Origin of the sequence: Sphingomonas sp. 3P27F8, from assembly GCF_005502745.1 — a bacterium.
In the GTDB taxonomy this organism is placed as follows: Bacteria; Pseudomonadota; Alphaproteobacteria; order Sphingomonadales; family Sphingomonadaceae; genus Sphingomonas.
Window position 1 is genome coordinate 151,895 of the sequence record NZ_SCNL01000002.1, and the last position, 25,111, is coordinate 177,005.

General features: G+C 64.5%; 23 protein-coding genes and 3 tRNA genes. 1 reads left to right on the top strand and 25 read right to left on the bottom strand.

The genetic code is table 11. The features are described from left to right. Positions 1–47 precede the first annotated feature (47 nt). The 18 genes from gspN to FFS35_RS03395 all read right to left on the bottom strand — a co-directional run bounded on the left by gspN (position 48) and on the right by FFS35_RS03395 (position 17,386). The gene (gene gspN, locus FFS35_RS03310; RefSeq protein WP_137785702.1) at positions 48–770 is read right to left on the bottom strand and encodes a type II secretion system protein N; all 723 of its coding nucleotides are present in this window, start codon (positions 768–770) and stop codon (positions 48–50) included. Next, positions 767–1,240, bottom strand: coding sequence for a type II secretion system protein GspM (gene gspM / locus FFS35_RS03315; RefSeq protein ID WP_137785703.1), 474 nt, complete (start codon positions 1,238–1,240; stop codon positions 767–769). Before gspM ends, gspN begins: the two co-directional genes overlap by 4 nt. Beyond that, positions 1,237–2,325, bottom strand: coding sequence for a type II secretion system protein GspL (gspL, locus tag FFS35_RS03320; protein ID WP_249341426.1), 1,089 nt, complete (start codon positions 2,323–2,325; stop codon positions 1,237–1,239). Before gspL ends, gspM begins: the two co-directional genes overlap by 4 nt. After that, a complete protein-coding gene (gene gspK, locus FFS35_RS03325) occupies positions 2,322–3,299 on the bottom strand; it encodes a type II secretion system minor pseudopilin GspK (RefSeq protein WP_249341427.1) in 978 nt (325 codons plus the stop codon). The genes gspL and gspK overlap by 4 nt, the downstream gene beginning before the upstream one ends. Next, complete coding sequence (gene gspJ, locus FFS35_RS03330; protein WP_137785704.1) at positions 3,283–4,008, bottom strand: type II secretion system minor pseudopilin GspJ; 726 nt, start codon at positions 4,006–4,008, stop codon at positions 3,283–3,285. Before gspJ ends, gspK begins: the two co-directional genes overlap by 17 nt. After that, positions 4,005–4,418: a type II secretion system minor pseudopilin GspI gene (gspI, locus tag FFS35_RS03335; protein ID WP_137785705.1), complete on the bottom strand. Its 414-nt coding sequence runs from the start codon at positions 4,416–4,418 to the stop codon at positions 4,005–4,007. Before gspI ends, gspJ begins: the two co-directional genes overlap by 4 nt. Next, complete coding sequence (locus FFS35_RS03340; protein ID WP_137785706.1) at positions 4,411–4,977, bottom strand: GspH/FimT family pseudopilin; 567 nt, start codon at positions 4,975–4,977, stop codon at positions 4,411–4,413. Before FFS35_RS03340 ends, gspI begins: the two co-directional genes overlap by 8 nt. Beyond that, positions 4,952–5,395, bottom strand: coding sequence for a type II secretion system major pseudopilin GspG (gene gspG, locus FFS35_RS03345; RefSeq protein ID WP_137785707.1), 444 nt, complete (start codon positions 5,393–5,395; stop codon positions 4,952–4,954). The genes FFS35_RS03340 and gspG overlap by 26 nt, the downstream gene beginning before the upstream one ends. An 8-nt stretch (positions 5,396–5,403) precedes the next feature. After that, positions 5,404–6,627 carry a type II secretion system inner membrane protein GspF gene (gene gspF / locus FFS35_RS03350; protein WP_137785939.1) on the bottom strand — a complete coding sequence of 408 codons (1,224 nt, stop codon included), beginning with the start codon at positions 6,625–6,627 and terminating at the stop codon, positions 5,404–5,406. Positions 6,628–6,650: 23 nt separating this feature from the next. Then, positions 6,651–8,192, bottom strand: a complete 1,542-nt coding sequence (gspE, locus tag FFS35_RS03355) for a type II secretion system ATPase GspE (RefSeq protein ID WP_137785708.1) — start codon at positions 8,190–8,192, stop codon at positions 6,651–6,653. After that, positions 8,189–10,375: a type II secretion system secretin GspD gene (gspD, locus tag FFS35_RS03360; protein ID WP_137785709.1), complete on the bottom strand. Its 2,187-nt coding sequence runs from the start codon at positions 10,373–10,375 to the stop codon at positions 8,189–8,191. The genes gspE and gspD overlap by 4 nt, the downstream gene beginning before the upstream one ends. Next, entirely contained in the window at positions 10,372–11,202 is an 831-nt protein-coding gene (locus FFS35_RS03365) for a type II secretion system protein N (RefSeq protein ID WP_137785710.1), read from the bottom strand. The genes gspD and FFS35_RS03365 overlap by 4 nt, the downstream gene beginning before the upstream one ends. Positions 11,203–11,476: 274 nt before the next feature. Further along, a complete protein-coding gene (locus FFS35_RS20275; protein WP_249341428.1) occupies positions 11,477–12,124 on the bottom strand; it encodes a PEPxxWA-CTERM sorting domain-containing protein in 648 nt (215 codons plus the stop codon). A gap of 197 nt (positions 12,125–12,321) precedes the next feature. Then, a tRNA-Val gene (locus FFS35_RS03375) sits at positions 12,322–12,396 on the bottom strand. 75 nt (positions 12,397–12,471) lie between these two features. Continuing rightward, on the bottom strand, positions 12,472–12,744 hold the full coding sequence (locus tag FFS35_RS03380) for an HU family DNA-binding protein (protein WP_137785711.1): 273 nt from the start codon (positions 12,742–12,744) through the stop codon (positions 12,472–12,474). 161 nt (positions 12,745–12,905) lie between these two features. Then, complete coding sequence (gene lon / locus FFS35_RS03385) at positions 12,906–15,302, bottom strand: endopeptidase La (protein WP_137785712.1); 2,397 nt, start codon at positions 15,300–15,302, stop codon at positions 12,906–12,908. A 384-nt stretch (positions 15,303–15,686) separates the two neighbouring features. Further along, on the bottom strand, positions 15,687–16,271 hold the full coding sequence (locus FFS35_RS03390; protein WP_137785713.1) for a GNAT family N-acetyltransferase: 585 nt from the start codon (positions 16,269–16,271) through the stop codon (positions 15,687–15,689). Further along, the gene (locus tag FFS35_RS03395; RefSeq protein WP_137785714.1) at positions 16,268–17,386 is read right to left on the bottom strand and encodes an ionic transporter y4hA; all 1,119 of its coding nucleotides are present in this window, start codon (positions 17,384–17,386) and stop codon (positions 16,268–16,270) included. Before FFS35_RS03395 ends, FFS35_RS03390 begins: the two co-directional genes overlap by 4 nt. 191 nt (positions 17,387–17,577) lie before the next feature. Between FFS35_RS03395 and FFS35_RS03400 the strand changes: the two genes are divergently transcribed. Continuing rightward, entirely contained in the window at positions 17,578–18,357 is a 780-nt protein-coding gene (locus tag FFS35_RS03400) for a DUF4019 domain-containing protein (protein ID WP_137785715.1), read from the top strand. A gap of 92 nt (positions 18,358–18,449) precedes the next feature. Here the strand turns inward: FFS35_RS03400 and clpX are convergent, their stop codons facing one another. The 7 genes from clpX to FFS35_RS03435 all read right to left on the bottom strand — a co-directional run bounded on the left by clpX (position 18,450) and on the right by FFS35_RS03435 (position 25,056). Next, a complete protein-coding gene (gene clpX, locus FFS35_RS03405) occupies positions 18,450–19,715 on the bottom strand; it encodes an ATP-dependent Clp protease ATP-binding subunit ClpX (RefSeq protein WP_137785716.1) in 1,266 nt (421 codons plus the stop codon). Positions 19,716–19,815: 100 nt separating this feature from the next. Further along, positions 19,816–20,505 carry an ATP-dependent Clp protease proteolytic subunit gene (locus tag FFS35_RS03410; RefSeq protein WP_137785717.1) on the bottom strand — a complete coding sequence of 230 codons (690 nt, stop codon included), beginning with the start codon at positions 20,503–20,505 and terminating at the stop codon, positions 19,816–19,818. A 54-nt stretch (positions 20,506–20,559) separates the two neighbouring features. Next, positions 20,560–21,519, bottom strand: a complete 960-nt coding sequence (locus FFS35_RS03415) for a glycosyltransferase family 2 protein (protein WP_171007489.1) — start codon at positions 21,517–21,519, stop codon at positions 20,560–20,562. A 94-nt stretch (positions 21,520–21,613) separates the two neighbouring features. After that, a complete protein-coding gene (gene tig, locus FFS35_RS03420) occupies positions 21,614–23,239 on the bottom strand; it encodes a trigger factor (protein ID WP_137785718.1) in 1,626 nt (541 codons plus the stop codon). Positions 23,240–23,300: 61 nt separating this feature from the next. Further along, positions 23,301–23,385 (bottom strand) — tRNA-Leu (locus FFS35_RS03425). 302 nt (positions 23,386–23,687) lie between these two features. After that, positions 23,688–23,764, bottom strand: a tRNA-Asp gene (locus FFS35_RS03430). A 23-nt stretch (positions 23,765–23,787) separates the two neighbouring features. Then, the gene (locus FFS35_RS03435) at positions 23,788–25,056 is read right to left on the bottom strand and encodes an AI-2E family transporter (protein ID WP_137785719.1); all 1,269 of its coding nucleotides are present in this window, start codon (positions 25,054–25,056) and stop codon (positions 23,788–23,790) included. Positions 25,057–25,111 lie beyond the last annotated feature (55 nt).

Below are 25,111 nucleotides of genomic sequence, written 5' to 3' on the forward strand. Positions count from 1 at the left end.
GGTCAAGCTATCAGAATGCGATTGCGGTTGCACGCGGCCCGCGTCGCTCAGAACCGTCCCTCGATCGCGAGCTGCCAGCCGTGCTGCGTTTCGACGAAGCCCGACGCCTGCAAGCGCGCCGCGCGCGCGGGATCGCCGCCCGCTAGCGTGAGGTCGGCGTGATAGCGCCCATCGGGCCAGATGCGGATCGTAGAGCCCTCACCCGCCGGGCTGGTGAGCGGCAGCAGGAGCGCGCCCGCGTCACATCGCGGGGTGCCGCTCATCGACGGGGGGATCGGCTGGCCCGCGACATCGCCGCTCAGCACCGCACGTACGCGGCCGTCGGCGTGGGTGCAGCTGTCGTCGGTGAAGCCGACGTTCACGCCCTCGAGCTCCAGCGTTCGCACCGGCACCGGGGCGAAGGCGCTGCCGACCGGCAGGCTGGCGGTAAGGTTGTTCAGGCCCACGCTGTGGCGCGTCACGTCGATTGCGCCGGTCACGCGGGCGGCGCCCGTACTGTCCGGCGCCGCGAGCGACACCCGCGCGCGCCCGAGCAGCAGTTGCAGGGGAGAGACATGGGCGGAAAGATCGCCCAGCGCGATATCGCCGAACCGCGCCTCCGTCAGCGCGCCCGACCAGATGCTGCCACGCACCTCGCGCGCGCTCATCCCCGCCTCCGCCAGGCCGAACCAGGCCAGCGCCAGCCGCATCGGCAGCAGCGCGATCAGCGCCACGACAAGCGCCGCGAGAAACAGCGTACCGCGTCCGGTGGAAAGGCGGATGCGCATCATGGCCGGCGCGCCTTCAGCGTGAGCTGCGCGGCGACCGTGCCGTCGCCATTGCCCGTGATCGTCGCGGCATCGACCAGCACGCCGTCTCCCTCCATTCCGGCAAGCCAGCCGAGCAGCGGCGCGGCCTTGGCGCTGGGAATCACGACGCGCACATTATCCCCGCCGGGATCGACCGTGCCGAGCGTAAAGCCAGCCGCATCGGCGCGTTCGCGCACGGCATCGGGCAGCGGCGCGCCCAGCGGCTGCGGATGGCCGCGCAGAATCGCATGCACCGCGTTGGCGCGAGCCTGCGTTTCGCCGCGCCGGATTACCGCGTCATTGTATCGCTCGTGCGCTGACGCGAGCCCGTCGCGCACCGGACGGATCACGCCGGCCCACACGATCGTCAGCGCGAACAGCGCGATCATCACGAGGATCAGCCAGCGCTCGCGCGGTGCGCGCGAATCGAACCAGCTCCGCAGCGCCGTCATCGCGAAGTCACCGTGATCTGCCCCTTCAGCCGGCCGCCGGCGGCTTCGAACGTGCCGCCGCTTACCCCGAAACCAGCCTCCCGCAAGCGCGCCTGAAGCGCGCTCGTCTGCGCGTCGCCATCCGCGGTCACGGTAACGAGAAGATCGCCGTTCGGCTGGAAATCGAGCGCCGCAATCTCAACGCCCTGGGTCGCCCGCACCGCCGAAACCACGGCGGCGGTGGTGCGCGTGAAGCCCTGCCCCGGCCCACGCAGGCGCGAAAGCCGCTCGTCGAGCGCCTGGGCCGGATCGGTGCGTTCGGCCGCGCCGCGCGGCAACGCCTGTCGCGCGATCGCGTCGGCCTGCGCCTCCACGCGGCTTGCCGCCAGCGAATATCGCGCGATCGTCACCAGATCGATCGCCAGCGTCGAGAGCAGCAGCAGCGCGAGAAGCAGCGCCGCCCGGCGCACCATCGCCCAGTCGATCGCGTGCCGGCGGCGGCGCGCGAACGCCCCCTGCCGCAGGTTGAGCGACGGATTGGCCGCAGCGTGGGCCAGCGCATGTTCAAGCGTCTCACCGGCGATGAGCATGGGCGCGATGCCGCCAGTGACCCATTCGGTCAGCCCCGCTTCGTCGGCGAACCCGGCCGCCTGCCCGCGCACCACGCCCTGCCCGCCGAGGTCGGCCCGCACGAACCCTTGCTCGACCGGCGGCAGCAGCAGCGGCGCGGGAAGCAGCACCGCCGGGTCCATTCCGATCGCGCGCAGCGAATCGAGCCACTCCCGCATCCGTTCGATCGCGACGACGCCGATCGGGCGATCGCCGCCATCCGGCACCCCTACCGCGACATGCAGCCCCTCCTGCGGGGTCGCGCTCGCCTCGCTCACCACGATCCGCGCGGCAGCGGCCGCCTGCGCCAGCGAGCGATCCGGCAGGCTCGCCCAATGCAGCGTCACCGCATCGGCGGGCGCTACCGCCACGATCGGCGCGCCATCGGCCACCGGCACGCCGGTGCCCCGCTCGGCGACCACATCGCCCTCGATCCGCAGCCAGCGCCACGGTTCCCCCATGCGGGGCGGCAGAAAGAGCAGCGTCGCGATCGTCACTGTTCCCCCCATTGCCGCGATACGAGCCGCGCGGGAAGAGCGCTTGCGTCGATCAGCCCGCGTTCGCGCAACGTGGTGCCGCGAAGCGCCACGTCGACGCGCAGCGCGAACCAGCGCGAGGTGACGTCCGCCTGATCGCGCGCGGCCGGATCGGGCGTGACCGCGGCCAGCCCCGCGGCTTTCCACAGCTCGTCGCGGTTCGCATATCCTGCCGGCGGCCGGCGCATCAGGATCGCGCGCGCGCCGGCCATGCCGGCTCCTTCCGGCAGCAGCATCGCGAGCAGCGGCGCCTGGTCGGGCAAAAGCGTATTGGCGTTTATCACCGATCGTTCGGCGCGCGGGATTGTGCAGATCCATGGACGCAGCCTGGCATAAGCCTCCGCCGATACGCCCGCGACCGCGCGCAGCTCGCTCGGGTCGGCCATCAGCGTTCCCGCGGTGCGATAGGCGGGCTGGCCGCCCAGATACGCGGGATCCTCCGCGCCGCCCGGAAGCGGCGTATCGTCGCTGTCGATCCAGTCGGCGGCGGCGGCGGCGATCGCGGCGCTGTTCGAAAGGTTCAGCAGGCGCAGCAGCCGCCCGAACTGCTCCACCGTGGATGGGTTGGCGATATAGCGTCCGTCCGGCTCGGGCGTGACGAGGCTGTTGAGATTGAAGCAATTGCCGCCATCCGTGACGATCGCCACCGCCGTCCCCTCCGGCACCGGCAGCGCGAAGGGGCGTCCGCTCCACCCCCCCGCCAGCGTAACGCGGGTCGCGTCCTGCTTCAGCAGCGCCGTCACCCGCGTCGTCGCCAGCGCCTCCACCGCCTGGGCATAAGCGCGCGCCTGATCGAGCGCGATCGCGTTGCTTCCCAGCCGCGTCGCGAGCCGCAGCTTCTCCAGCCCGGTCGCGGCCATCACCGCGATCACCGCGACCAGCAGCAACACCGTGAGCAGCGCGGCGCCGCGTTCGCGCTCAGCCGGCACGGCCACCACTCTTCCTGGGCGCATAGCCGGTGCCCACCAGGAACAGCTGGCGCAGCAACGTGCCGTCACGCCGTGTGACCACCAGTTCCACCGCATGGGGCAGCGGCGCCCCCTGCGTGCCGTCCCAGCGATCGCTCCATGCGCCGTTGAAGCGATAGCGCAGCGTGATCGCCTTCACGCGCTCCAGCATCGCGCCGGGCGGATAGGGGTCCGCCCCGTCCAGCATCGGGTAGCCGATCCGGTCGATCGTGTCGCCGTCGAGCCGGTATTCCACCTTCTGGAGCGATGGGCGCGGCGCCTCGTCCAGATTGCTCCATCCGCCGCGCACCAGCCGCAGCCCGCCGGCATTGCCCGCGAACGACGGCAGACGCAGCCCGCGCTCGTCGCGGGTCGGCCGGTCCATCGCCTGCGCCAGATCGGCGCCGAGGATCGAGGACAGCCGCTCGATCGCGCCGATATCATCCAGCCGCGCGCCAGCCGCATCTTGCGCACGAATGCTGAAGGACAGCATCGCCACTCCGGCGGCGGCGATCATGCCGAAGATCAGCAGCGCGATCATCACCTCGACAAGCGTGAAGCCGTGTTCGGCGGAACGCTCGAAAGGCGTGAAGCCGTGTTCGGCGGAACGCTCGAAAGGCGTGAAGCCGTGTTCGGCGGAACGCTCGAAAAGCCCGGAGCCGGGTTCGGCGGAACGCTGGGGAGGCAGCGCTCTCATGGCGCCGCGATCGCTTCCGGCCGCACCATCATGAGGCGGCCGATCACGCGACCGTCGCGATCGGTCACCGACACGTCGATGCGCATCACCTGCCCGTCGCCGATCGCGCGCACGTCGCGCACCCAATGCCAGTCCCGCCCGCCGTTCCGTTCGTTCCCTTCGCTTCTGCCGGCGAGCGGGGGCCGCCCGTCCGTTACCGCATCGATCGCGACATTGCGGGCGACCGTCTGCGCGAGCAGCGTCGAATCGAGCGTGCCGGTCGAGCGGATCGTCGCGCCCTCCAGCCGGATCAGCGCCAGTATGGCGAGACTGAACACCGCCAGCGCAACCATTATCTCGATTAACGTGAAACCGTGTTCGGCGGAGCGCTTCCAAGGTGCGAAGCCGTCTCCCGTGCGTCGTTCAGCCATCGACCTGCACCGCCCCGGTGGCGCCGATCGTCACGGTGGCACGGGCGCGCTCGCGCAGCAGCGGGATCGACAGCGGGCGATCCGCCATGCCGGTGGTATCGAAGATCACGCGCACCCGGTCGCCGATCGACACGCTGGTGCCCCGCCCCCATTGCGCGACCTTCAGCGGCTTGTCGTCCATCGCCACCCAGCGTCCGCCGTCCCAGCGATCGAAGCCATAGCCGCCCGGTGTCACCCATACGCTGGTCGGCTGAGCGGTGACGATCGCCCCGTCGCGCGCCGCGCGCACCCGCAGCGCAAATCGCGCCGCCTCGTCGATCACCCGGCCGTGCGGATCCGGCATCGCCAGCACCGCCGCCGTCGATGCCAGCGCGATCACCAGCACCACCACCATCAGCTCGATCAGCGTGAAGCCATGTTGCGCGGAGCGTCCGCGCGGTGCGCCCCCCCGCTCGACGGAACCGGGCGCAGCGATTGCGCCGCGTCCGGCAGACGACCGTGCGGTCGCCGGGGCGCTGGCGCGGTTCGCGGCCCTATTCCCAGGAGCCGATATCGGCATCGACGCCCTCGCCGCCTTCCTTGCCGTCGGCGCCAAGGCTCCAGACATCGGCGGCCGAATGCTTGCCCGGGGCCGCATACAGATAGGCGCGATTCCACGGATCGTTGGGCAGCTTCTTCAGATAGCCGCCCGCCTGATAGCGCGCCGCGTCCACGCCCTGCGGGGCGGAAACGAGCGCGCCCAGCCCCTGCGTCGTCGTGGGATAGGTGCCGATCTGGAGCTTGTACAATTCCAGCGCCTGCTCGATATTGGCGATGTCGGCCTTGGCCTTCTGGATGCGGGCGGTATCGCCCGAGGGCAGTACATTGAGCGCGACGATCGTGGCCAGCAGCCCGATGATGACGATCACCACCATCAGCTCCACCAGCGTGAAGCCTTCCTCGCGGCGACGGCGGCGGCGTTCTTCCTTGGTAATCATGGACTTCCTCATTGGCCTGCGAGCGTGTTGAGCTGGAGAATCGGCAGCAGGATCGACAGGACGATCGTCGCCACCACACCGCCCATCGCGACGATGATAGCAGGCTCGAGCAGCGAAAGCGCGGTCGCGGTGAAGCGATCGAACTCGCGCTCCAGATAATCGGCCGCGCGCTCCAGCATCTCGTCCAGCCGCCCCGCCGCCTCGCCCGATGCGGCGAGATAGGTCAGCAGCGGCGGGAACACGCCGCTCCGCCGCATCGCGCCCGAAAGGCTGCCGCCCCCACGGATCGCGATCGTGATCTCCTCCGTCGCGAGTTGCAGCCGGCGGTTGCGCACCGTCCCCGTCGTCAGCGCCAGCCCCTCCATCAGCGGCAGCCGGCTCGCCACCATCGTGGCGAGCGTTCGCGCCATCCGCGCCGCATGGAGATCGCGGATCAGCCGGCCCAGCAACGGCACGCGCAACACCCAGCTGTCGAAGCGCAGCCGGATCGCCGGTTGGCGCAGCGCCGCCCATGCGAGCGCCGCCAGCCCCGCCAGCACCAGCAGCATCAGCCACCACCAGCCGACCAACAGGTTCGACAGGCCGATCACGATCCGCGTGAGCAGCGGCAGTTGCTGGCCGACCGTGTCGAACTGTTCCACCACCTGCGGCACGACGAACGCCATCAGCGCGAGCACCACCCCCATCGCAACGATCGCCAGGATCGCCGGATAGGTGATGGCCGTCAGGATCTTGCCGCGTATTTCCGCCTGCCGTTCGAGCAGGATCGCCAGCCGGTCGAGTATCGTCGGCAACGTGCCGGAGCTTTCGCCGGCCGATACCATGGCGCGATACAATATCGGAAAACTGCGCGCCTCCCGCGCCATCGCGTCCGCCAGCCGCCGGCCCTCGACCACGCCCGCATGGACATTGGCGACGATCGCCTGCACGCTCTCCTGCTCCGTCTGGCGCGTGATCGTGCGCAGCGATTCTTCCAGCGGCGCCACCCGGTTCAGCGTCGCGAGCTGCCGCGTGAAGAGCGTAAGCTGCTTCGACGACATCCGGCCGCGCAGCAATTGCAACCCGAACAGCGGCCTTCCCCGGCCCGGCTGCGCGGTTCCCGCATCGATCCGCACGACATAGAGCCGGCGACGATCGAGCATCGCCCGTGCGGTGTCCGCATCGACGGCGGCGATCTGACCGCGCGTTTCGTTTCCGCGCGTGTCGATCGCGACATAGTCGAAATCAGCCATGCCGGGCGGGCCGGCGGCGGCGATCATTCATCGATGCTCTCCGCCACATCCATCGCGTCATGCCGCGACACCCGCACCGCCTCTTCCGGCGTCGTGATGCCGCGCTCGACCAGCCCGCGCGCGGCGTCTGCCAGCGTTTCGCTCACGGCGAAGGCGTGGCGCGCGATCTCCGCCTCGTCCGCGCCCTCGTTGATGAGGCGGCGGATCGTATCGTCCACCCGCACCGCCTCGAACACGCCGATCCGGCCCTTGTAGCCGCTATGCCCGCACGCCTCGCAACCACGCGCTTCATAGACGGTGGACTTCGGCGCGATGCCGAGCATCCGCGCGACCACATCGTCCGCCTCGACAGCCACGCGGCAGGCAGGGCACAGCCGCCGCACCAGCCGCTGCGCCACCACGGCGCGCAACGTGGACGCGAGGAGGAACGGCTCCACCTTCATGTCGCGCATCCGCGTGATCGCGCCGATCGCATCGTTGGTGTGGACGGTGGAAAGCACGAGATGCCCGGTCAGCGATGCCTGCACCGCGATCTCCGCCGTTTCGCGATCGCGGATTTCGCCGACCATCACAACGTCGGGGTCCTGCCGCAGGATCGCGCGCAGCCCGGCGGCGAACGTAAGCCCCACCTTGGGGTTCACCTGCGTCTGCCCCACGCCGTCCACCGCATATTCGACCGGGTCTTCGACCGTCAGGATATTGCGGCTGCCGTCGTTCAGCATGCGCAGCGCGGCGTAGAGCGAGGTGGTCTTGCCGCTGCCGGTCGGCCCGGTGACGAGAACGATGCCGTTCGGTTCGCGGATCGCATTTTCGATCAGCGCGTGCATCCGCTTGCTCATGCCCAGCGAATCGAGGTCGATCCCGGCATTGTCCTTGTCGAGGATACGCAGCACCACGCGTTCGCCCGCGCGGCTCGGCAGCGTCGAGACGCGCACGTCGAGCAGCTTGCCGCCCAGCGTCAGCGCCATGCGCCCGTCCTGCGGCACGCGCCGTTCCGCGATGTCGAGCCGCGCCATCACCTTGATGCGGCTGACCACCACCGGCGCGACATGCGGCGGCATGCGCAGCGTTTCGCGCAGCACGCCATCGATCCGCATCCGCACGACAAGGCCGGTTTCGTAGGGCTCGACATGAATATCGCTCACGCCATGCCGCGCCGCATCGGCGATCACGCCGTTGATGAGGCGGATCGCCGGGGCGTCATCGGCGGTGTCGAGCAGATCCTCCGCGGTGGGGATGCCGTCCGCGAGCAGATCGAGTTCATCGCCCATGCCCACCGCCGCCAGGGCCGTGGCCTGGCCGTCCATCGCGTAATTGTCGCTGAGCAGCCGGTCGAAGGCGGCCTGGTCGAGCCGTTCGACATCGAACGGATGCCCCACCGCCCGGCGCACCTCGATCAGCGCCCTCGGATCGGCGCCCTCGCGCAATGCCACCCTGGCGCCGTCGAGGATCACGCCAAAGCGGCGTGCGAAGCCATAGGGAAGCTGCACGGGCGCGATCACCGCCGGTGCGGGCGCTGAGGCCTCGGCGCTCTCGAACCCGGGCTGGCCGCCCGCGTCGCTCATTTCGGTTTCCCGCGCTTCAGGATCGTCGTCGAATTGCGCTGCACCGGCACGTTGACGCGCGGATCCTCGATGTTGCCGGGCACCGGCGCGGGCGGGATCGGCGGGGCGGCACCCATATAGTCGCGCACCAGTTCGTCGATCGATGGCTCGCGCGCGGGGTCCTGCATCCCCTGCTTCAGGCGCAGATAGCCATAGCGTTGCTCCGTCACCTTGCGGTTGTCGTCCGCCGAACGCAGGATGGTCGGGCGGATGAACACCATCAGATTGGTCTTGGTGCGGGTCTTGGCCTTCGAGCGGAAGAGCTGCCCCAGCCCCGGTATGTCGCCGAGCAGGGGGATCTTCTCGATCGTGCGGCGCTCGTTATCGTCCAGCAGGCCGCCGATGATCGCGATCTGCCCGTCATCCACCGTCAGCGTCGTCTCCACCTCGCGCTTGTTGAGGATCAGGTCGGAATTGTCGCTGGATACCGGCCCGGCGATCGAGCTGACCTGCTGGTGCAGGAACAGCTTGATCGAGCCGGACGAGTTGACCTGTGGGCGCACCTCGAGCTGGATGCCCACATTCTCGCGCTGCACGGTGCGGAAGGCGTTGTCGAAATTCTGGCTCAGCGCCTGCCCGGTCGTGATCGGGATTTCCTGCCCCACCAGGATGCGCGCCTCCTGATTGTCGAGCGTGATGAGGCTCGGCGACTGGAGCAGGTTCGAGGTGGTGTCGGATTTCACCGCGTTGATGATGGAGCCGAAGATCGTGTCCCCGATCTGGCCGCCATAACCGGCGAACGCGCCGCCCGCGCCGAGGATCGAGTTGACCGCCTGTTGCGCCAGCGCGTCGCTGATCGTGTTGTTGGTGGTGGTAACGGTCGTGCTGCCGTTCACGGTCGTTGTCGTCGTCGCGAGCTGGCGCGCGCCGATCGCGCCCGCAATCGTCAACAGGTTCGGCGCCGAATTGGAAAAGCTGGTGGCGCCGAACGCGCCGCCCTTCAGGCTGCCGATCAGGAACTGGAAGCCCAGCTTGTTGGCCGTCGTGTCCGAAACCTCGGCGACGATCGCCTCCACCAGCACCTGCTCGCGGCGGGTATCGAGCTGTCGCACGACTTCCGAAAGCTGTCGCTGGATGTCCGCCGGTGCGGCGATCACGATCGCGTTGGCGCCGACGAACCGTGTCACCACCGCCGGCGCCCGCCCGCCCTGCGTCGAAATCGCCGCCTGGCCGCTATTACCGCTCCCCGGCGCCGCCTGCCCCTGCGATCCAGTCGATGCCAAAGGCGCACTGCTGCCCGAGCGGCCGGAGGTGGACGACGATGATGCGCCGAAATTCGATTGCGTCAGTGTGGTTTGCGGGATTTGATCCGGTGTCTGTCCCACGAGTTGCTGCAGCACCGGCAGCAGTTGCGCCGCGTCGGCATGTTCGAGAAAAACGACGCGAATCTCAGTGCCGCTCTTGGCTTTCTGGTCAAGATCCAACGCTATCTGCGACAGCCGCGCCACGGTTGAGGGGTCGCCGCGCAACGCGACCGAGTTTGCCCCTTCGACCGCGACCACCGTCGTCTGCTGGCCGCCGCCCTGTGCCGGCGTACCGATCAGCCCCTGAAGCGCGGTCGCGATATCGCGCGAGCCCGCATTCTTCAGCGCGATCACGCGCGTCGAGGCGTTATCGTTGTCAATCCGCTGCAAAACCTCCCGCACGCGGCGGATATTATCCGCGAAATCCGCGACGACGATTGAATTGCCACCTCGGTTGGCGGTCACCGATCCTTGGGGACTGACCAGCGGACGCACCGTGTCCACCGCGCTCTGCGCATCGATCGAACGTAGGCGGACGATCTCGGTGACGAACTGGTTACGCGCCGCCCCGGCGAGGCCGACGCGGCCGGGCTGCGCCGCTGCGTTGTCCAGCGGCTGTACACGTAGAGCCCCGTTGCTGGTCGGCACGGCGACCAGCCCGTTGGCGCGAAGCGTCGAAAGGAATACCTCGAAATATTCCGATCTGCTTAACGGCCGGTCCGTAACCACCGTAACCTTGCCCTGCACCCGCCCATCGATGATGAAGACGCGCCCCGTAACCTTCGCAGCATCGGCGATGAAGGCGCGGATATCCGCATCGCGCACATTAAGGGTGGTCTGGGCATACACCGGTGCTGCCAAAGCCAGCGCAAGCGCGGTTGCGAGAGAAACCAGCCTCATCGGCCCGCCACCGGAATGGAGATCGTTTCGGTCTGCCCGTTTCGCTGCACTGTAAGTGCCAGGGTGCCGCCGTCAGCAAGGCCCGTTGCAATGCTATCGAAATCGGCCGGACTGTTTACCGGCCGACCTGCAATCGCGGTAATAATATCGCCCTCTCTCAACCCGGCGGCACGAAACGACGCGCCGGAACCTTGTGGCCGCACAACAAGCCCGGTTATCCGCCCGCCATCGATACGGGGCACAAAGCCGACCTCGGACTGAAACTTACGGATATTGATTGCCTCGCCCGGCGCGCCGTTTGGCGCAACCGCAGCAGCAGGGGGGAAGACCGCCCCGGGGGAAGCCGCAGTGCCGGACTGATCAAGGAACAAATCCTCGCGCACACCTCCGCGCTCAATCGTCACATGATCGAAAGCCACCTCTTTCAGCTGAACCCCTGGAATAACCTCTTCCCCAACCGCTACGCTTTTCTGCACTCCGTCCGGGCCGGACAGGATCGCGGATCCTCGCCCGGTAACCTCGTTGGTCGTGGTCCCGAACAGCGTGAGGCGCAGAGAAGTAACCACAGCCGGTGCGCCATCAGCCTGTCCACCCGCCCGATAGAACGGATCAGCACCACGAAGCGCTTCCATCGGGACTGCCGGGATCGTCGGACTAGCAGGATGCCATTCACCAAGTGGGCCAACAGGTGTGACGAGCCCCCACGCCAACCGCGCAACCTGTACGGCAAAAGCGAAGAGCAAAATGATTTCGAGCATCGAATAGATGTTGACGGCTGGTAATCGTCTCAAAATCGCTCGCGAGCGGGCGTCAAACGTCAATTTCATGTGGCGTGACCATTCCCCGCACAGCCGGAAGAAATGACCCTATCCCGCGAAGGCCCGCTCGTGTAAATAATTCTCTGTCGAGCTAGCTGTCATCCGGCCCGAAGCGGGCACTCGTCAACGGGTGCGTCGGTCCTGCAAACGCTCAAACGCGATCTTATGGTGTCCGCAGCGCAAATCGGGCGCGCGCAATCGCCACTGCAGACCTCGTCGAATTAAAACAAAAAAGCCGGCCGATCTTTCGACCGGCCGGCTCAATCTCAATACTATTCCAGGATTAGGCGATCGCAGCGACCGAGCGGCGACGACGCATCGTGGCACCTACCGCGCCAAAACCAACGATCATCAATGCCCAGGTGGCAGGCTCTGGAACCGCCGGGGAAGCACTGATGGTGAACGCGCCCTGGTAATCGGACTTCGAACCAATTGGCTGACCGGCGTAAACCGCACTGCCAACGCTGTACGAACCAACAATGTTCGACAGACCACGCACCCAGTTGAAGTCGGTTAGCGTGTAATCAACATTCGAGAAGCTCGCCACGCCGTTGATCGCGGTAAAAGTTCCCGTTGCCTCGGTGAACACGCCGGTAAGCGTCTTGGTAACATTGTTCTCCGTGAGAGCCACCGTTATGTTATAGAACGGGTCCGAGTTACCGAACTTGGCACCCAGCGGCCAGCCATCGCCCGCCACCTGGTAATCCGAATCTCCTGCTGCACCGACAGGCGCGGAGCTGAAGTTATCGTTCGGGTTGAGCGTGGTGCCGTACGGGTGCTGAACGAACAGCGTGTAATAGCCGTCAACAGCGGTGTTCCACACGGTTCCAGAAGGACCCGTTACCGCGGCAGACGTGATAACCGGCGCCGCATTGGCCGGGACGGCCATGGCGGCAGCCGCGATAGCGGCAATCGTCAGGTATGTACGCATTAGGGCCTCCCTATTCGACCAATTTCGACTCGCGACCTGTTCGCTTTTCACTTGCCCACGAGAACTAGCCGACCCGCAAAATGTTTCAACAGAATTAACCGTTTTACGGGCGCCCCAAAGCGCTACGCCCCAATTTGGGACAAATCGCCGCAACTGCAGCAAAAAGCCCGTCGGTCGCGGGACCGACGGGCTTAAAATGGTGGGCGCGACAGGGATTGAACCTGTGACCCCACCCGTGTGAAGGGTGTGCTCTACCGCTGAGCTACGCGCCCGGCCGCCGCTAGCGACTAAACCGGAAGCGGGCCTTTAGGCGCGGCGATCCTGCCTGTCCAGCCCGTCAGATCATTTCAGTTGAGCGAGTCCTTCAGAACCTTGCCGGCCTTGAATTTCGGCTGACTGGAAGCCTTGATCGTCATCGGCTCGCCGGTGCGCGGATTGCGCCCGGTGGAGGCCTTGCGCCTGGACACCGCAAAGGTGCCGAAGCCGACGAGACGCACTTCGTCACCCTTCTTCAGGCTGCCCGAGATGGTATCGAATACCGCTTCGACGGCCCGGCCGGCATCGCCTTTGCCGAGGCCGGAGGCATTCGCCACCGCCGCGATCAGTTCCTGCTTGTTCATGCCCAGTGACCCCCCAATGGCTGGAAAAACGGATTAATTGATAATGGATTCGCGGCGCGCGGCCGATCGACGCAGTAAGGCGCGTGGTTTCGCCGCTGTCAAACGAATCCGCTGCGACGTCACCAAACGGCGGATCGATCGATCATCCGCGCCAGTACCGCTCAGTGATGCAACTCGCCGCCCGCCGGCGCGATCGGCGCAAGTGGTAACGCGGCGAGCTCGTCCGCATCCGTCCAGTCGATCGCTTCAAGCGGCGCTGAGAGTGCGAGCTTGAGCACCTCGTCGACATGCCCGACTGGCACGATCTTGAGCCCATCGAGAATGTTTTGCGGGATTTCGGCCAGATCCTTCTCGTTCTCCTCCGGGATCAGCACCGTCGTGATGCCACCGCGGAGCGCAGCCAGCAGCTTTTCCTTGAGCCCCCCGATCGGAAGCACCCGACCGCGCAGCGTGACCTCGCCGGTCATCGCCACCTCGCGCCGCACTGGAATGCCGGTCAAGGTCGAGACGATCGACGTAACGATGCCGATGCCCGCCGACGGCCCATCCTTCGGCACCGCGCCCTCCGGCAAATGGATGTGGATATCCTTTCGATGGAACAGGCTCGGTTTGATCCCGAACGACGGCGCGCGCGCCTGAACGAAACTGAAGGCGGCCTGCACCGATTCTTTCATCACGTCGCCCAGCTTGCCGGTGGTCTTCACCGCCCCCTTGCCCGGCACCGTGAGGCTCTCGATCGTCAGCAATTCGCCGCCCACCTCGGTCCAGGCGAGACCCGTGACGGCGCCGATCTGGTCTTCCTGCTCGGACAAGCCGTGGCGGAATTTCTGCACACCAGCATATTCGTGGAGATTATCAGGCGTGATCGTCACCGATTCCGCCTTGCCCTCCAGAATACGGCGCAACGCCTTGCGGGCGAGTTTCGCTATTTCGCGCTCCAGCGTCCGAACCCCCGCCTCACGCGTATAACGCTGGATGAGCGCGCGGAGCCCCTCGTTGGTCAGCGCGAACTCGCCTTCCTTCAAACCATGCGCCTCAATCTGCTTCGCGATCAGATGACGCTCGGCGATCTCTACCTTCTCGTCTTCGGTATAGCCCTCCAGCCGGATGATCTCCATCCGATCCAGCAACGGCTGCGGCAGATTCAGCGTATTCGCCGTGGTGACGAACATCACGTCCGACAAATCGATGTCGATCTCCAGATAGTGATCGTTGAACTTGCCGTTCTGCTCGGGATCGAGAACCTCGAGCAGCGCAGATGCGGGATCCCCACGGAAATCCTGCCCAAGCTTGTCGATCTCGTCGAGCAGGAACAGCGGGTTCGACGCACCAGCCTTTTTAAGATTGGTAACGATCTTTCCCGGCAACGACCCGATGTACGTGCGCCGATGCCCCCGGATCTCTGCCTCGTCGCGAACGCCGCCAAGCGACTGACGGATGAATTCGCGCCCGGTCGCCTTGGCGATCGACTTACCCAGCGATGTCTTGCCGACGCCGGGCGGCCCGACGAGACACAGAATCGGCCCTTTCAGCTTGTTCGTCCGCGCCTGCACGGCGAGATATTCGACAATACGATCCTTCACCTTCTCCAGCGCGTAATGATCCTCGTCCAGGATTGCCTGCGCCGCAGCGATATCTTTCTTCAGCTTGGATTTCTTGCCCCATGGCAGCCCGAGCAGCACGTCAAGATAGTTTCGCACGACGGTCGCCTCGGCTGACATTGGCGCCATCGTCTTGAGCTTCTTCAACTCTGCGGTAGCCTTGGTCCGCGCTTCCTTGGAGAGCTTCAGCGTCGCGATCTTCTGGGTGAGCTCGGCGATCTCGTCGCCATCGCCGTCATCGCTTTCGTTGCCGAGTTCGCGCTGAATCGCCTTCAGCTGTTCATTGAGATAATATTCGCGCTGCGTTTTCTCCATCTGACGCTTGACGCGACTCTTGATCTTGCGTTCCACCTGCAGAACGCCGAGCTCGCCCTCCATAAAGGCGTAGACCATCTCCAGCCGCTTGACCGGATCCAGTTCCACCAGCAGCGACTGCTTGTCGGCAACCTTGATCGCGATATTGCCTGCAACTGCATCGGCAAGCCGCGAGGCCTCCTCGATTTCGCCAAGCTGCACGGATGTTTCCGCCGGCAGCTTGCGGTTTAGCTTCGCGTAATTATCGAACTGATCCACTACCGAGCGCATTAGCGCGCTCGTTTCCAGGCCATCGGCCGCCTTCTCCTCGACGGGTACGGATTGGGTGGTAAGATATCCGTCCACTTCAATAAGGCCGCCGAGCCGGCCGCGCGTCTTGCCTTCGACAAGAACGCGAACCGTGCCGTCGGGCAGCTTGAGCAGTTGCAGCACGGTAGCGGTGACACCGATATCGTAAAGATCGTCCTCCTTGGGATCGTCCTGGGCGGGATCGAGCTGCGCGACCAGGAAGATCTCCTTATCGCCCGCCATCGCCGCCTCAAGCGCGGCGACCGACTTGTCGCGACCGACGAACAGCGGCACGATCATCTGCGGAAACACAACGATGTCGCGCAACGGAAGAACGGGATAGGTCTGGCTCATGGATACTCCACAGCCGCCAGAATGAGGGCGGCTCTTTCGGCTTATATGGTGATGCAGCGCGATGCATCAATCTTGCTGTGGGGTATCGCAGGCCGACGACGATGCTAGCCACCAACGCGGTGGTCGCGTCGCCGCCAGAAAAAGAGACGCTGCCTGATGCCAGGCAGACTTAACAATCTCGCAACGCCGCTACCAGGACGCGCCCAGTTCATCCTCGATCACCCGAACACGTTTCGCCAATTCTCGCAGGTTGGAAATTCGCTGGTCACTCAGCTGATGGATCGATGCTCTTGGCGTCAACTTTCACCACCGCATATGCTTCAAGCGCATTTAAACGATATCGGACCAAGCGCAGCAATTGCCGGCAGAAGCTGAAACTGGCCCCTACCCCGCCGGACGCAGCATCGACCAGAAGCGCGGACCACCGTTCGGCACATTCCATTCGTCCACGATCTCGAACCCGATCGCGCGATAGAATCCGAGGTTACGCTCCGTCGCCGTCTCAAGATAAGCTGGCAAACGTCCAGCACCGCGCTGCAGGCCAGCCCGCACCGCAAGGCCGCCGAGCCCCTTGCCTTGCATCGCCGGATCGCAGCCCGCGATATGCAGGTACCAGTAATCACCCGGCGGGTGATGCGCCGCGATTGCACCGGACACTAGCAACGCACGTCGCGCGCCAGCCATGCCAAGCGCGTGCAGCAATGCGGGCGCGTTGCGCACCATCTCCCACAGCGAAATGTCAGCCTGACCCGGCCCGCGCCACAAAGTCGCCGCCTCTCCCCCCGGCGTGATCAGCCGCATCCCGCCCGCGTCTCCGTCGAACAGCAAGCGGAACAATCGCGGCAGGCGGCGTGCGCGATCAGCGTGGTCCGGCAGTATCCACGATGTCGCCGGGTCATCCTGAAAGGCACGCGCCAGCATCGCGGCCACCATGTCCCGATCGGCGTTACCGGCCGTGCAGATCGTCATGGCACCACCGTGACGAACAGATAAACCGCAAAGATCACGAGATGCACCACGCCGCCAAGGATCGTGGTGCGCCCAGTGCCCAGCGACAACGTGATCGAGAACAGCGACAGCACCAGCAGCGTCAGGCTCTTAACCCCGATGCCCAGCGCCAGTGGCAAGCCGAGCAATAGAGACACGACTGCGACACTCGGGATCGTCAGTCCGATGGTCGCCAGCGCCGAGCCGAGCGCGAGGTTGAGGCTGGTCTGCAGGCGATTCCGACGCGCCGCGCGATACGCTGCCAGGCTCTCGGGCGCGAGTACGACACCCGCGATTACGACGCCAACCATGGCCAGCGGCAGTCCGGCCTCCAGCACCGCTTTCTCCACCGTCGCCGCCAGCCCCTTGGCCAGCAGCACCACGCCGCAAAGCGCGATAAGCAAGATGCCGAAAGCCGTCCACACCGTGCGCATCGCGGGAGGTTCGACGTGCTCCTCTTCCGCGTCGCCCTCCGGCAGGAAATAACTGCGATGCCGAACCGTCTGCACCAGGACAAACGTGCCGTAGAGGATCAGCGAGACCACCGCCACAAACACGAGTTGCGATGGCGCATAAGTCGGCCCCGGTGCGCTATCGACATAGTTAGGCAATACCAGCGTGAGAACCGCCATCGCCACCAGTACGTTGAGCGCCGCGGAAACGCCGCGCAGCGAGAAACGCTGCTCGCGAAACTGGACACCGCCCGCGAGCAGACAAATGCCGACAATGCCGTTCAGGATGATCATGATCGCAGCAAATACCGTGTCGCGTGCGAGGGCCGAGGCATCGCCCGCTTCGGACATCATCAGACTGACGATCAGCGACACCTCAATCACCGTCACCGCGACCGCGAGCACGAGTGTGCCAAACGGTTCGCCAACACGGTGCGCTACCACCTCAGCGTGATGCACAGCCGCCAATACGCTGCCGATCAGCACAATCGCCGCGACCACCACGCCGATCGTGCCCATCTTCGCCAGGCCAAGCGGCACGGCAATAATGGCCAGGATCGGAAACGCGATCGACCACCAGGGCAGGTCGATCCCGCCACCTTTCGACCCTCGTTCTTCTGTCAAGGCGCTGTCTTCGGCGCTCATCAATCCTCCCGCTGCGTCCAGGTAACGAATGCATGACGCGGGCGAATCTTTCCACCCATTTGACCGGGCCGGCCGAATTCGCAGCCGAAGCTCCGTTGGAGGATCGGAAGGAACCCCGCTGCAACTCGCCGACGAAGCACAAATTTTTCGGGGTAGCTGCGCTCAGCCGCGCATCTTAATTCCGTCTCGGTATGAATATGCCTGACAAAGAAAATTTCTGGGCGCTTTCCGAAAAAGAGAAACAGACGCTCCGCCTGATCGTCCGCGGGCACGACGCAAAATCGATGGCGCGTAGTCTCGGGCTGTCGGTGCACACGGTCAACGAGAGACTTCGGGACGCGCGGCGAAAGATGGCCGTATCGAGCAGTCGTGAGGCAGCGCGACTGTTGCTTGAAGCGGAAATCGGGGATGGTGTCGGCATTAGCTCCAAATCAGTTGGACACGTGATTTTCGGGGATGGCACGATCGTCTCCCCAGCCGATCAGGGCGGTGCGCCGGTTCGCGGCGCGAAGCGGTCATTCCGCTATCCCTTGATCGCAGGAGCTATTGTCATGACCCTTACGCTTGGATTGCTGGCATTCGCGGGAATATCGAATGTCGGCTTCAATTCGCTGCCGTCACCGGCGACACAGGATCGAACGCCGGATGCCGAAGTCGTCGAATTCGCGCGGAACTGGCTCAACTCGATCGATCAAAGACAATGGTCCGATAGCTATCGGGCGACAAATAGCTTCTTCCGCAAGGCGAATACGCTCCAGCTATGGAAGGAGACATCTGAAAGAGCGCGAGCGCCTCTTGGCGCGATTGTCACCCGCACCCTAATCAGTCAGGAGAATTTCGCCGCCCCTCCGAACGGTTATGAAGTGGTCAGATTCCGAACCACCTTCTCAAACAAGGCAAACGTTCTTGAAACCGTGACATTGGAACGCGAGGACGGTGAATGGCGGGTCGCAGGTGTGACGATGGAATAGCGATCAGCATTGGGCGATCGAAGCCGCCCCCCGAACAATAACGGGCGCCGCTCATCGCGACGCCCGTTATTCGTGTTCAGACTGGAAAACTATCAGGCGGCATCGCCCGCTTTCTTCTTCTCCGCGTAAACGCGGATCGGCTCCTTGCGACCTTCCACCACATCCTTGTCGATCATCACCTCGTCGACGCCTTCCATCCCTGGCAGGTCGAACATCGTATCGAGCAAAATCGCCTCAAGGATCGAGCGGAGACCACGCGCGCCAGTCTTGCGTTCGATCGCCTTCTTGGCGGCCGAAACGAGCGCGTCGTCGGTGAAGCCAAGCTTCACCTCCTCCATCTCGAACAGCTTCTGATACTGCTTTACCAGTGCATTCTTCGGCTCGGAAAGAATCTTGACGAGCGCCGGGATATCGAGATCCTCGAGTGTCGCGATCACCGGCAGTCGGCCGACGAATTCCGGGATCAGACCAAACTTGAGCAGATCCTCCGGCTCGGTCTGGCGCAGCATCTCGCCGGTGCGCCTTTCCTCCGGCGCAGCCACGTAAGCGCCAAAACCGATCGACTTGCCCTGCAGGCGGTCGCCGATGATTTTTTCCAGCCCCGAGAAAGCGCCGCCACAGATGAACAGGATGTTCGTCGTGTCGACCTGCAGGAATTCCTGCTGTGGATGCTTGCGCCCGCCTTGCGGAGGCACGCTCGCGGTCGTGCCTTCCATCAGCTTCAACAACGCCTGCTGAACGCCTTCACCTGAAACGTCGCGGGTGATCGAGGGGTTTTCGGCCTTGCGGCTGATCTTGTCGATTTCGTCGATATAGACGATGCCGCGCTGCGCCCGCTCGACATTATAGTCGGACGCCTGAAGCAGCTTGAGAATGATATTCTCGACGTCCTCGCCGACATATCCGGCCTCGGTCAGCGTTGTCGCATCGGCCATGGTGAACGGCACGTCGAGGATGCGCGCCAGCGTCTGGGCCAGCAGCGTCTTGCCACAGCCGGTCGGGCCGACGAGCAGGATGTTCGATTTGGCGAGTTCGACGTCCGCGCCTTTTGCGCCGTGATTGAGTCGCTTGTAGTGATTGTGCACCGCGACAGAAAGCACGCGCTTCGCCTGCTTCTGACCGATCACGTAATCGTCGAGCACGTCGCATATTTCCTGCGGCGTGGGTACGCCGCCATCCTTCTTGGAGACGAGCGCGGATTTCGTCTCTTCACGAATGATGTCGTTGCACAGCTCTACGCACTCGTCGCAGATGAAGACCGTCGGGCCGGCGATAAGCTTGCGCACCTCGTGCTGCGATTTGCCGCAGAACGAGCAGTAGAGGGTGCTCTTGGAGTCGCCGCCGGAGAGCTTCGTCATTCAATCGATCCTTTCGCGCTCCCAGTATGAGAGCGACTTTCGGGCCGGGCACCGTAACCCGGCCCGTCATAAAACGGCAATGCCTGAAAGTGCCTAATACTCAGGCCGCCGCCTGGACGTCGTCCGCGGGAGCGGGCCGTTTATCGAAAACTTCGTCGATCAGCCCAAATTCCTTGGCCTCATCGGCAGACATGAACTTGTCACGATCCATCGCTTTCTCGATCTCTTCGAGCTGCTTGCCCGTATATTTAGCGTAGAGAGTGTTCAGGAAGTGACGCATCCGCAGGATTTCGCGCGCCTGGATCTCGATGTCCGCCGCCATTCCCTGCGCCCCGCCCGAAGGCTGGTGAATCATGATTCGCGCGTTGGTGAGCGCCACGCGCATCTTTGGCTCACCCGAAGCGAGCAAGAAGCTGCCCATCGACGCAGCTTGCCCGATGCAGACGGTGCCGACGCGCGGACGAATATATTGCATGGTGTCATGTATCGCCATGCCCGCCGTGACGACCCCGCCCGGCGAGTTGATGTACATGAAGATGTCCTTCTTCGGATTTTCCGATTCGAGGAACAGCAGCTGCGCGGTGATCAGGCTGGCCATGCCATCCTCCACGCCGCCAGTGACGAAGACGATTCGCTCACGCAGCAGGCGCGAGAAGATGTCGAACGAGCGCTCGCCGCGGTTCGACTGCTCGATGACGATTGGCACGAGGCCCGCCTGGGTCTGCTGCAGGCCAAGGCCCGCGCTGGCCAGCTTGCCCGCGAAATCACCGGTGTCGAACGGATTATGCATGGAAAACTCTCTTTGCGTGATGGACCGCCAACATCGGCGCTTCGTGAGCCTTGTTCAAGCCCCGCGCGATGGCGCGGGATAGGCAAGATATGCCAGCCGCCGAACCTCGCGCCGCCCGCGCACCACGGTATCGAGGATCAGTCCCGCGAAACCGTTCAGCGCCGCGAGAATGATAAGCCCGGTCACCACGATCGCGGTGGGGAAACGCGGCACGAGCCCGGTCTGCGCATAAGTGACGATCAGCGGCGCGGCGAGAACGAGCGCCAGCAGCAACAGCAATGCGCCCACCGCCCCGAAGAACCACAGGGGCCGCTCGATGCGATAGAGCATCAGAATGGTGCGCAGGATGCGCCAGCCATCACGATAGGTGGACAGCTTCGAGGTAGAGCCTTCCGGCCGCGCGAAATAGGCCGTTTCCACCTCGGCTACCGGCATTTTCAGTTCGAGCGCGTGTACGCTGATCTCGGTTTCGATCTCGAACCCCGCGGAAAGCACGGGAAAGCTTTTAGCGAAACGGCGGGAGAACACGCGATAGCCGGATAGGATATCGGTGAAGCTGCGCCCAAACAGCCGCGTCAGCATCCCCGTCAGCAGTGCGTTGCCGAACCGATGGCCACGCCGATAGGCTTCGGTTGCCTCGCCGATCCGGCTACCAACCACCATGTCGAGTTGCTCGTCCAGTACCCGCGCCACCAGCGCCGGCGCGGAAGCCGCGTCGTAGGTGGCGTCGCCATCCGCCATCACGTAGATGTCGGCATCCACATCCGCAAACATTCGGCGGACCACGGCGCCCTTGCCCTGAATCCGCTCGCTGCGCACGATCGCGCCAGCGGCGCGCGCCACCTCAATGGTGCGATCGCTGGAATTGTTGTCATAGACGTAGATCGCGGCAGCCGGCAGCGCAGCGCGAAACCCCGAGATCGTCTGCGCGATCGCGGCTTCCTCATTATAGCATGGCAGCAGTACGGCGATCGTCGGTTGGGTCGGCACGGACACCCCTGGGCAAAAACGCATCGAGCCTGTCGCGGCCCCCGCCCCTCACTAACAGGAAAGGCGGAACCCGGACAGGCTCGGTGAAAATGAAACTACCAGTGCCTAGGCGCTAGCGTCACGCTTCCTTCTTCGCGGCGGCCTTCTTAGCCGGCGCCTTTTTCGTAGCCGGCTTGGCATCCGCCTCATCGGTCGCCGGCGCTGCCTTGTTGGCCGGTGCCTTCTTCGCGGCGGGCTTGGCGGCCTTTTCTTCCGCTGCCGGCGACTCATCGGTTACCACGGCCTTTTTCGCCGGCGTCTTCTTGGCCGGCTTCTCGGCGGCATCCGCGCCGGTATCGGCCTTCTTTGCAGCGGGCTTCTTGCGCGGCTTGTGATCGTCGTGATCGTGGGTGTGCGTACCGGTCGAGAAACCGTCATCGCTTTCGATCGCCGCTTCCAGCTCCCCCCGGGTGGTTTCGCGATCGGTCACTTCAGCCTTTTCGAACAGGAAGTCGACCACCTTGTCTTCGTAAAGCGGCGCGCGGAGCTGGGCGGCGGCCATCGGCTCCTGCTGAATATATTGGATAAAGCGCTGTTGATCTTCGCCGCGATACTGCTGTGCCGCCTGCGCAATCAGACGGTTCATTTCCTGCTGCGTTACATCGACGCCATTCGCCTGCCCGATCTCGGAGAGCAGCAGGCCCAGACGCACGCGGCGCTCCGCGATCTTGCGGTAATCGTCGCGGTCGCCTTCCAGCTCTTCCAGCGCGGCCTTTGGATCGGCCTCGTGCGTCGCTTCATGCTCAAGCTGCTGCCAGATCTGCGCGAACTCCGCCTCGACCATCGACGGTGGCACTTCAAAATCATGGCCAGCGGCGAGCTGATCGAGCAGCTTGCGCTTCATATAGGTGCGCGTGAGCCCGTTATGCTCCTGCTCGATCTGGCCCTTGAGCAGGCCCTTGAGCTGCTCGAGGCTCTCGAGGCCGAGGTTCTTCGCAAGATCCTCGTCAATCTTGCTTTCCGCGGCCGTCTTCACGGACTTGACTGTCAGGTCAAAGGTCGCGTCCTGGCCAGCCAGTTCCTTCGCAGGATAGTCATTCGGGAACGTCACCTTGATCTGACGCTCGTCGCCGGTCTTCACGCCGACGACCTGATCCTCGAAGCCGGGGATCAGACGACCTTCGCCCAGCTCGATCGCCATGTCGGTGCCGGTGCCGCCCTCGAATGCAACGCCGTCCAGGGTCTTGCCGACGAAATCCACGGTCACCTGATCGCCGATTTTGGCCTTGTACGTCGCCTTCGCGTCTTCCCACCGCTTCATCTGGTCGGCGAACTTCTTGAGTTGCTCGTCCACCGCCTCGTCGGATACCGGTACGGTCAGCCGCTCCAGCTTCAGCGCGTCGATCGACGGGGTCGGCACCTGCGGCAGTACCTCGAGCTCGACCTTCACCTCGGCATCCTTGCCCGGCTCATAGCCTTCGCCAAGTTCGACCGACGGCTGCATCGCGGGGCGGAGCTGCTTGTCGGCGATCAGCGTCTGCACGCCTTCCTGGATCGAATTGTTGAGCGCATCCTGCAACAGCGCCGGGCCGTGCATCTTGCGCACCAGATTTGCCGGAACCTTGCCTGGGCGGAAGCCGGGCATGCGGATCTGCGGCGCGACGCGCTTCAGCTCGGCATCGACCTTCTTGTCGATGTCCTTTGCGGTGATGGTCAGCGTGTAGGCGCGCTTCAGCCCTTCGTTCAACGTCTCGACAGTCTGCATCGTCAGCCTTCGTAAAGGAAATAATCCGGGAGGAGGTGCCGCCCCGCAACGTGCGGGTGACTGGTGCGGGCGAAGGGACTCGAACCCCCACATCTTGCGATACTGGAACCTAAATCCAGCGCGTCTACCAGTTCCGCCACGCCCGCTTGGGACACCGCCGAAGTGCGCGCCTCTATACCGCCCGGCACGCTTCGGCAAGCGGCACGCGGCAACCGTGTGCCAAGTCCCGCGTTTATCTGTCGGAAGGAACGATCATGGCAACTAACCCGCCACCCGCGCCACCGCCCGACGTGCCGCAACCAAGCCAGCCGCCGGAGCCCAGCGCTCCGCCGCCGGAGATCGCGCCGCCGGGCCCCGACATTGACGTGCCGGCGCCTGCCGATCCCGGAGGGCAACCACCACCGGTCAATCCCAACTAATGTTTGAAAACGCCTTCCATCAAAAGGGATGGCGCGAGTGACGGGGCTCGAACCCGCGACCTCCGGCGTGACAGGCCGGCGCTCTAACCAACTGAGCTACACCCGCTTGGAAAGCGTGAGGCGCGCCAACTAGGCGGGTGATCCGGGGCTGTCAACAGCCGTCGACGAACCTTTTTCAAATCGGCGCGACCGCCGGCGGTCGGGGCGAACCAGCGTACCGTGCTCGAAAAGAAATCCGGCGATGTCCGGCTTACCCGCGGCGCTGACGACCGTCTGAATGATGACCAGCAACGGCACGGCCAACAGCGCGCCCGGTGTACCCCAGATCCAGCCCCAGAAACTTATCGAGATGAGGATGAGGATCGGATTGATCGTCAGCCGATGCCCGACGATCAAAGGGGTTAGCACGTTCGCCTCGATCAGATGACAACCATACATGATTCCCGGAGCAGCAAGCGCGGTCCATATATCGCCGAACGTCATGAGCGCGCCGATCGCGATCAAAAACGCCGCCACGACCGGGCCGAAATAAGGGATGTAGTTGAGCATCGCGACGATCCCGCCCCACATGAGCGGAAACGGCATACCGATCAGGTGGAGCGCGCCAGCGATCGTCAGCCCTAGCGCGATGTTGATAACGGTAATCGTGCCGAGATACGACGAAACGTGATCCACCACGTCCTGGATCACCCGCGCCGTGGCCATCGCACCGCCAAAACTGGTGCGGCTGGTGATGGTGCGTTCGCGAAGCCGCGTCCATCCCGACAGGAAGAAGAAAGCGACGAGGACTGCATAGAACAATTGCACGATCGCCGCAGGTGCCGAACTTGCGAAGAATTCGATAATTGACCCTGGCTGGGTCAAGGTCGGGGTAGGCGTCGGGCGGGTCGGGGTGGAGGCGATCTGGTGCAGCGTGCGGTTCGCGTAACGTTCGAGGTTCGAATAGAGATCGAGGAGCGGCGCGAGGTTTTCCTGGATGCGCCCGATACGCTTCGGCAGCAGCCGGAAGAAGTCGATCGCCGGGAAAACGATCGATGCGACCACGATATTCGCCGCCAGCAGGAACAGCAGCACGCAGATCAGCGCCGCAAGGGCGGACGGAACGCGCCGGCGCTCCAGCCATTCCAGCAATGGGATCAGCGCGATACCGACCACCAGCGCAACCGTCGTGGGCAGAAAGAACTCCGCACCCGCTTTCAGCGCGAAGGGCGTGCCCAACGCGACACCAAGACCGGCAAGCAGCGTCAACGCAGCCAGCAGGCGGTCTCGCCGAAGCGCTATTCGCGCATCCTCGACACCATTCGCCGTCAGCGGAAGCCCGAACGCCCCCTCGCTCGGACTTGACGAGGGCGTCGGCGGGGCCGGCGTGTCGAAAGCATCAGGGGACCGATCGGCCATATCACGACTTTAACGACAAACCGTGAACACCGCCAGCCTCGTACGAGGATCAGGC

Excerpts from the sequence above, each read along its gene's own strand:
- gspN (WP_137785702.1), bottom strand. The coding sequence starts at position 770 with ATGATGCGCATCCGCCTTTCCACCGGACGCGGTACGCTGTTTCTCGCG.
- gspM (WP_137785703.1), bottom strand. The coding sequence starts at position 1,240 with ATGACGGCGCTGCGGAGCTGGTTCGATTCGCGCGCACCGCGCGAGCGC.
- gspJ (WP_137785704.1), bottom strand. The coding sequence starts at position 4,008 with ATGAGAGCGCTGCCTCCCCAGCGTTCCGCCGAACCCGGCTCCGGGCTT.
- gspI (WP_137785705.1), bottom strand. The coding sequence starts at position 4,418 with ATGGCTGAACGACGCACGGGAGACGGCTTCGCACCTTGGAAGCGCTCC.
- FFS35_RS03340 (WP_137785706.1), bottom strand. The coding sequence starts at position 4,977 with ATGCCGATATCGGCTCCTGGGAATAGGGCCGCGAACCGCGCCAGCGCC.
- gspG (WP_137785707.1), bottom strand. The coding sequence starts at position 5,395 with ATGATTACCAAGGAAGAACGCCGCCGCCGTCGCCGCGAGGAAGGCTTC.
- gspF (WP_137785939.1), bottom strand. The coding sequence starts at position 6,627 with ATGGCTGATTTCGACTATGTCGCGATCGACACGCGCGGAAACGAAACG.
- gspE (WP_137785708.1), bottom strand. The coding sequence starts at position 8,192 with ATGAGCGACGCGGGCGGCCAGCCCGGGTTCGAGAGCGCCGAGGCCTCA.
- gspD (WP_137785709.1), bottom strand. The coding sequence starts at position 10,375 with ATGAGGCTGGTTTCTCTCGCAACCGCGCTTGCGCTGGCTTTGGCAGCA.
- FFS35_RS03365 (WP_137785710.1), bottom strand. The coding sequence starts at position 11,202 with ATGAAATTGACGTTTGACGCCCGCTCGCGAGCGATTTTGAGACGATTA.
- FFS35_RS20275 (WP_249341428.1), bottom strand. The coding sequence starts at position 12,124 with ATGCGTACATACCTGACGATTGCCGCTATCGCGGCTGCCGCCATGGCC.
- FFS35_RS03380 (WP_137785711.1), bottom strand. The coding sequence starts at position 12,744 with ATGAACAAGCAGGAACTGATCGCGGCGGTGGCGAATGCCTCCGGCCTC.
- lon (WP_137785712.1), bottom strand. The coding sequence starts at position 15,302 with ATGAGCCAGACCTATCCCGTTCTTCCGTTGCGCGACATCGTTGTGTTT.
- FFS35_RS03390 (WP_137785713.1), bottom strand. The coding sequence starts at position 16,271 with ATGACGATCTGCACGGCCGGTAACGCCGATCGGGACATGGTGGCCGCG.
- FFS35_RS03395 (WP_137785714.1), bottom strand. The coding sequence starts at position 17,386 with ATGAGCGCCGAAGACAGCGCCTTGACAGAAGAACGAGGGTCGAAAGGT.
- FFS35_RS03400 (WP_137785715.1), top strand. The coding sequence starts at position 17,578 with ATGAATATGCCTGACAAAGAAAATTTCTGGGCGCTTTCCGAAAAAGAG.
- clpX (WP_137785716.1), bottom strand. The coding sequence starts at position 19,715 with ATGACGAAGCTCTCCGGCGGCGACTCCAAGAGCACCCTCTACTGCTCG.
- FFS35_RS03410 (WP_137785717.1), bottom strand. The coding sequence starts at position 20,505 with ATGCATAATCCGTTCGACACCGGTGATTTCGCGGGCAAGCTGGCCAGC.
- FFS35_RS03415 (WP_171007489.1), bottom strand. The coding sequence starts at position 21,519 with ATGCGTTTTTGCCCAGGGGTGTCCGTGCCGACCCAACCGACGATCGCC.
- tig (WP_137785718.1), bottom strand. The coding sequence starts at position 23,239 with ATGCAGACTGTCGAGACGTTGAACGAAGGGCTGAAGCGCGCCTACACG.
- FFS35_RS03435 (WP_137785719.1), bottom strand. The coding sequence starts at position 25,056 with ATGGCCGATCGGTCCCCTGATGCTTTCGACACGCCGGCCCCGCCGACG.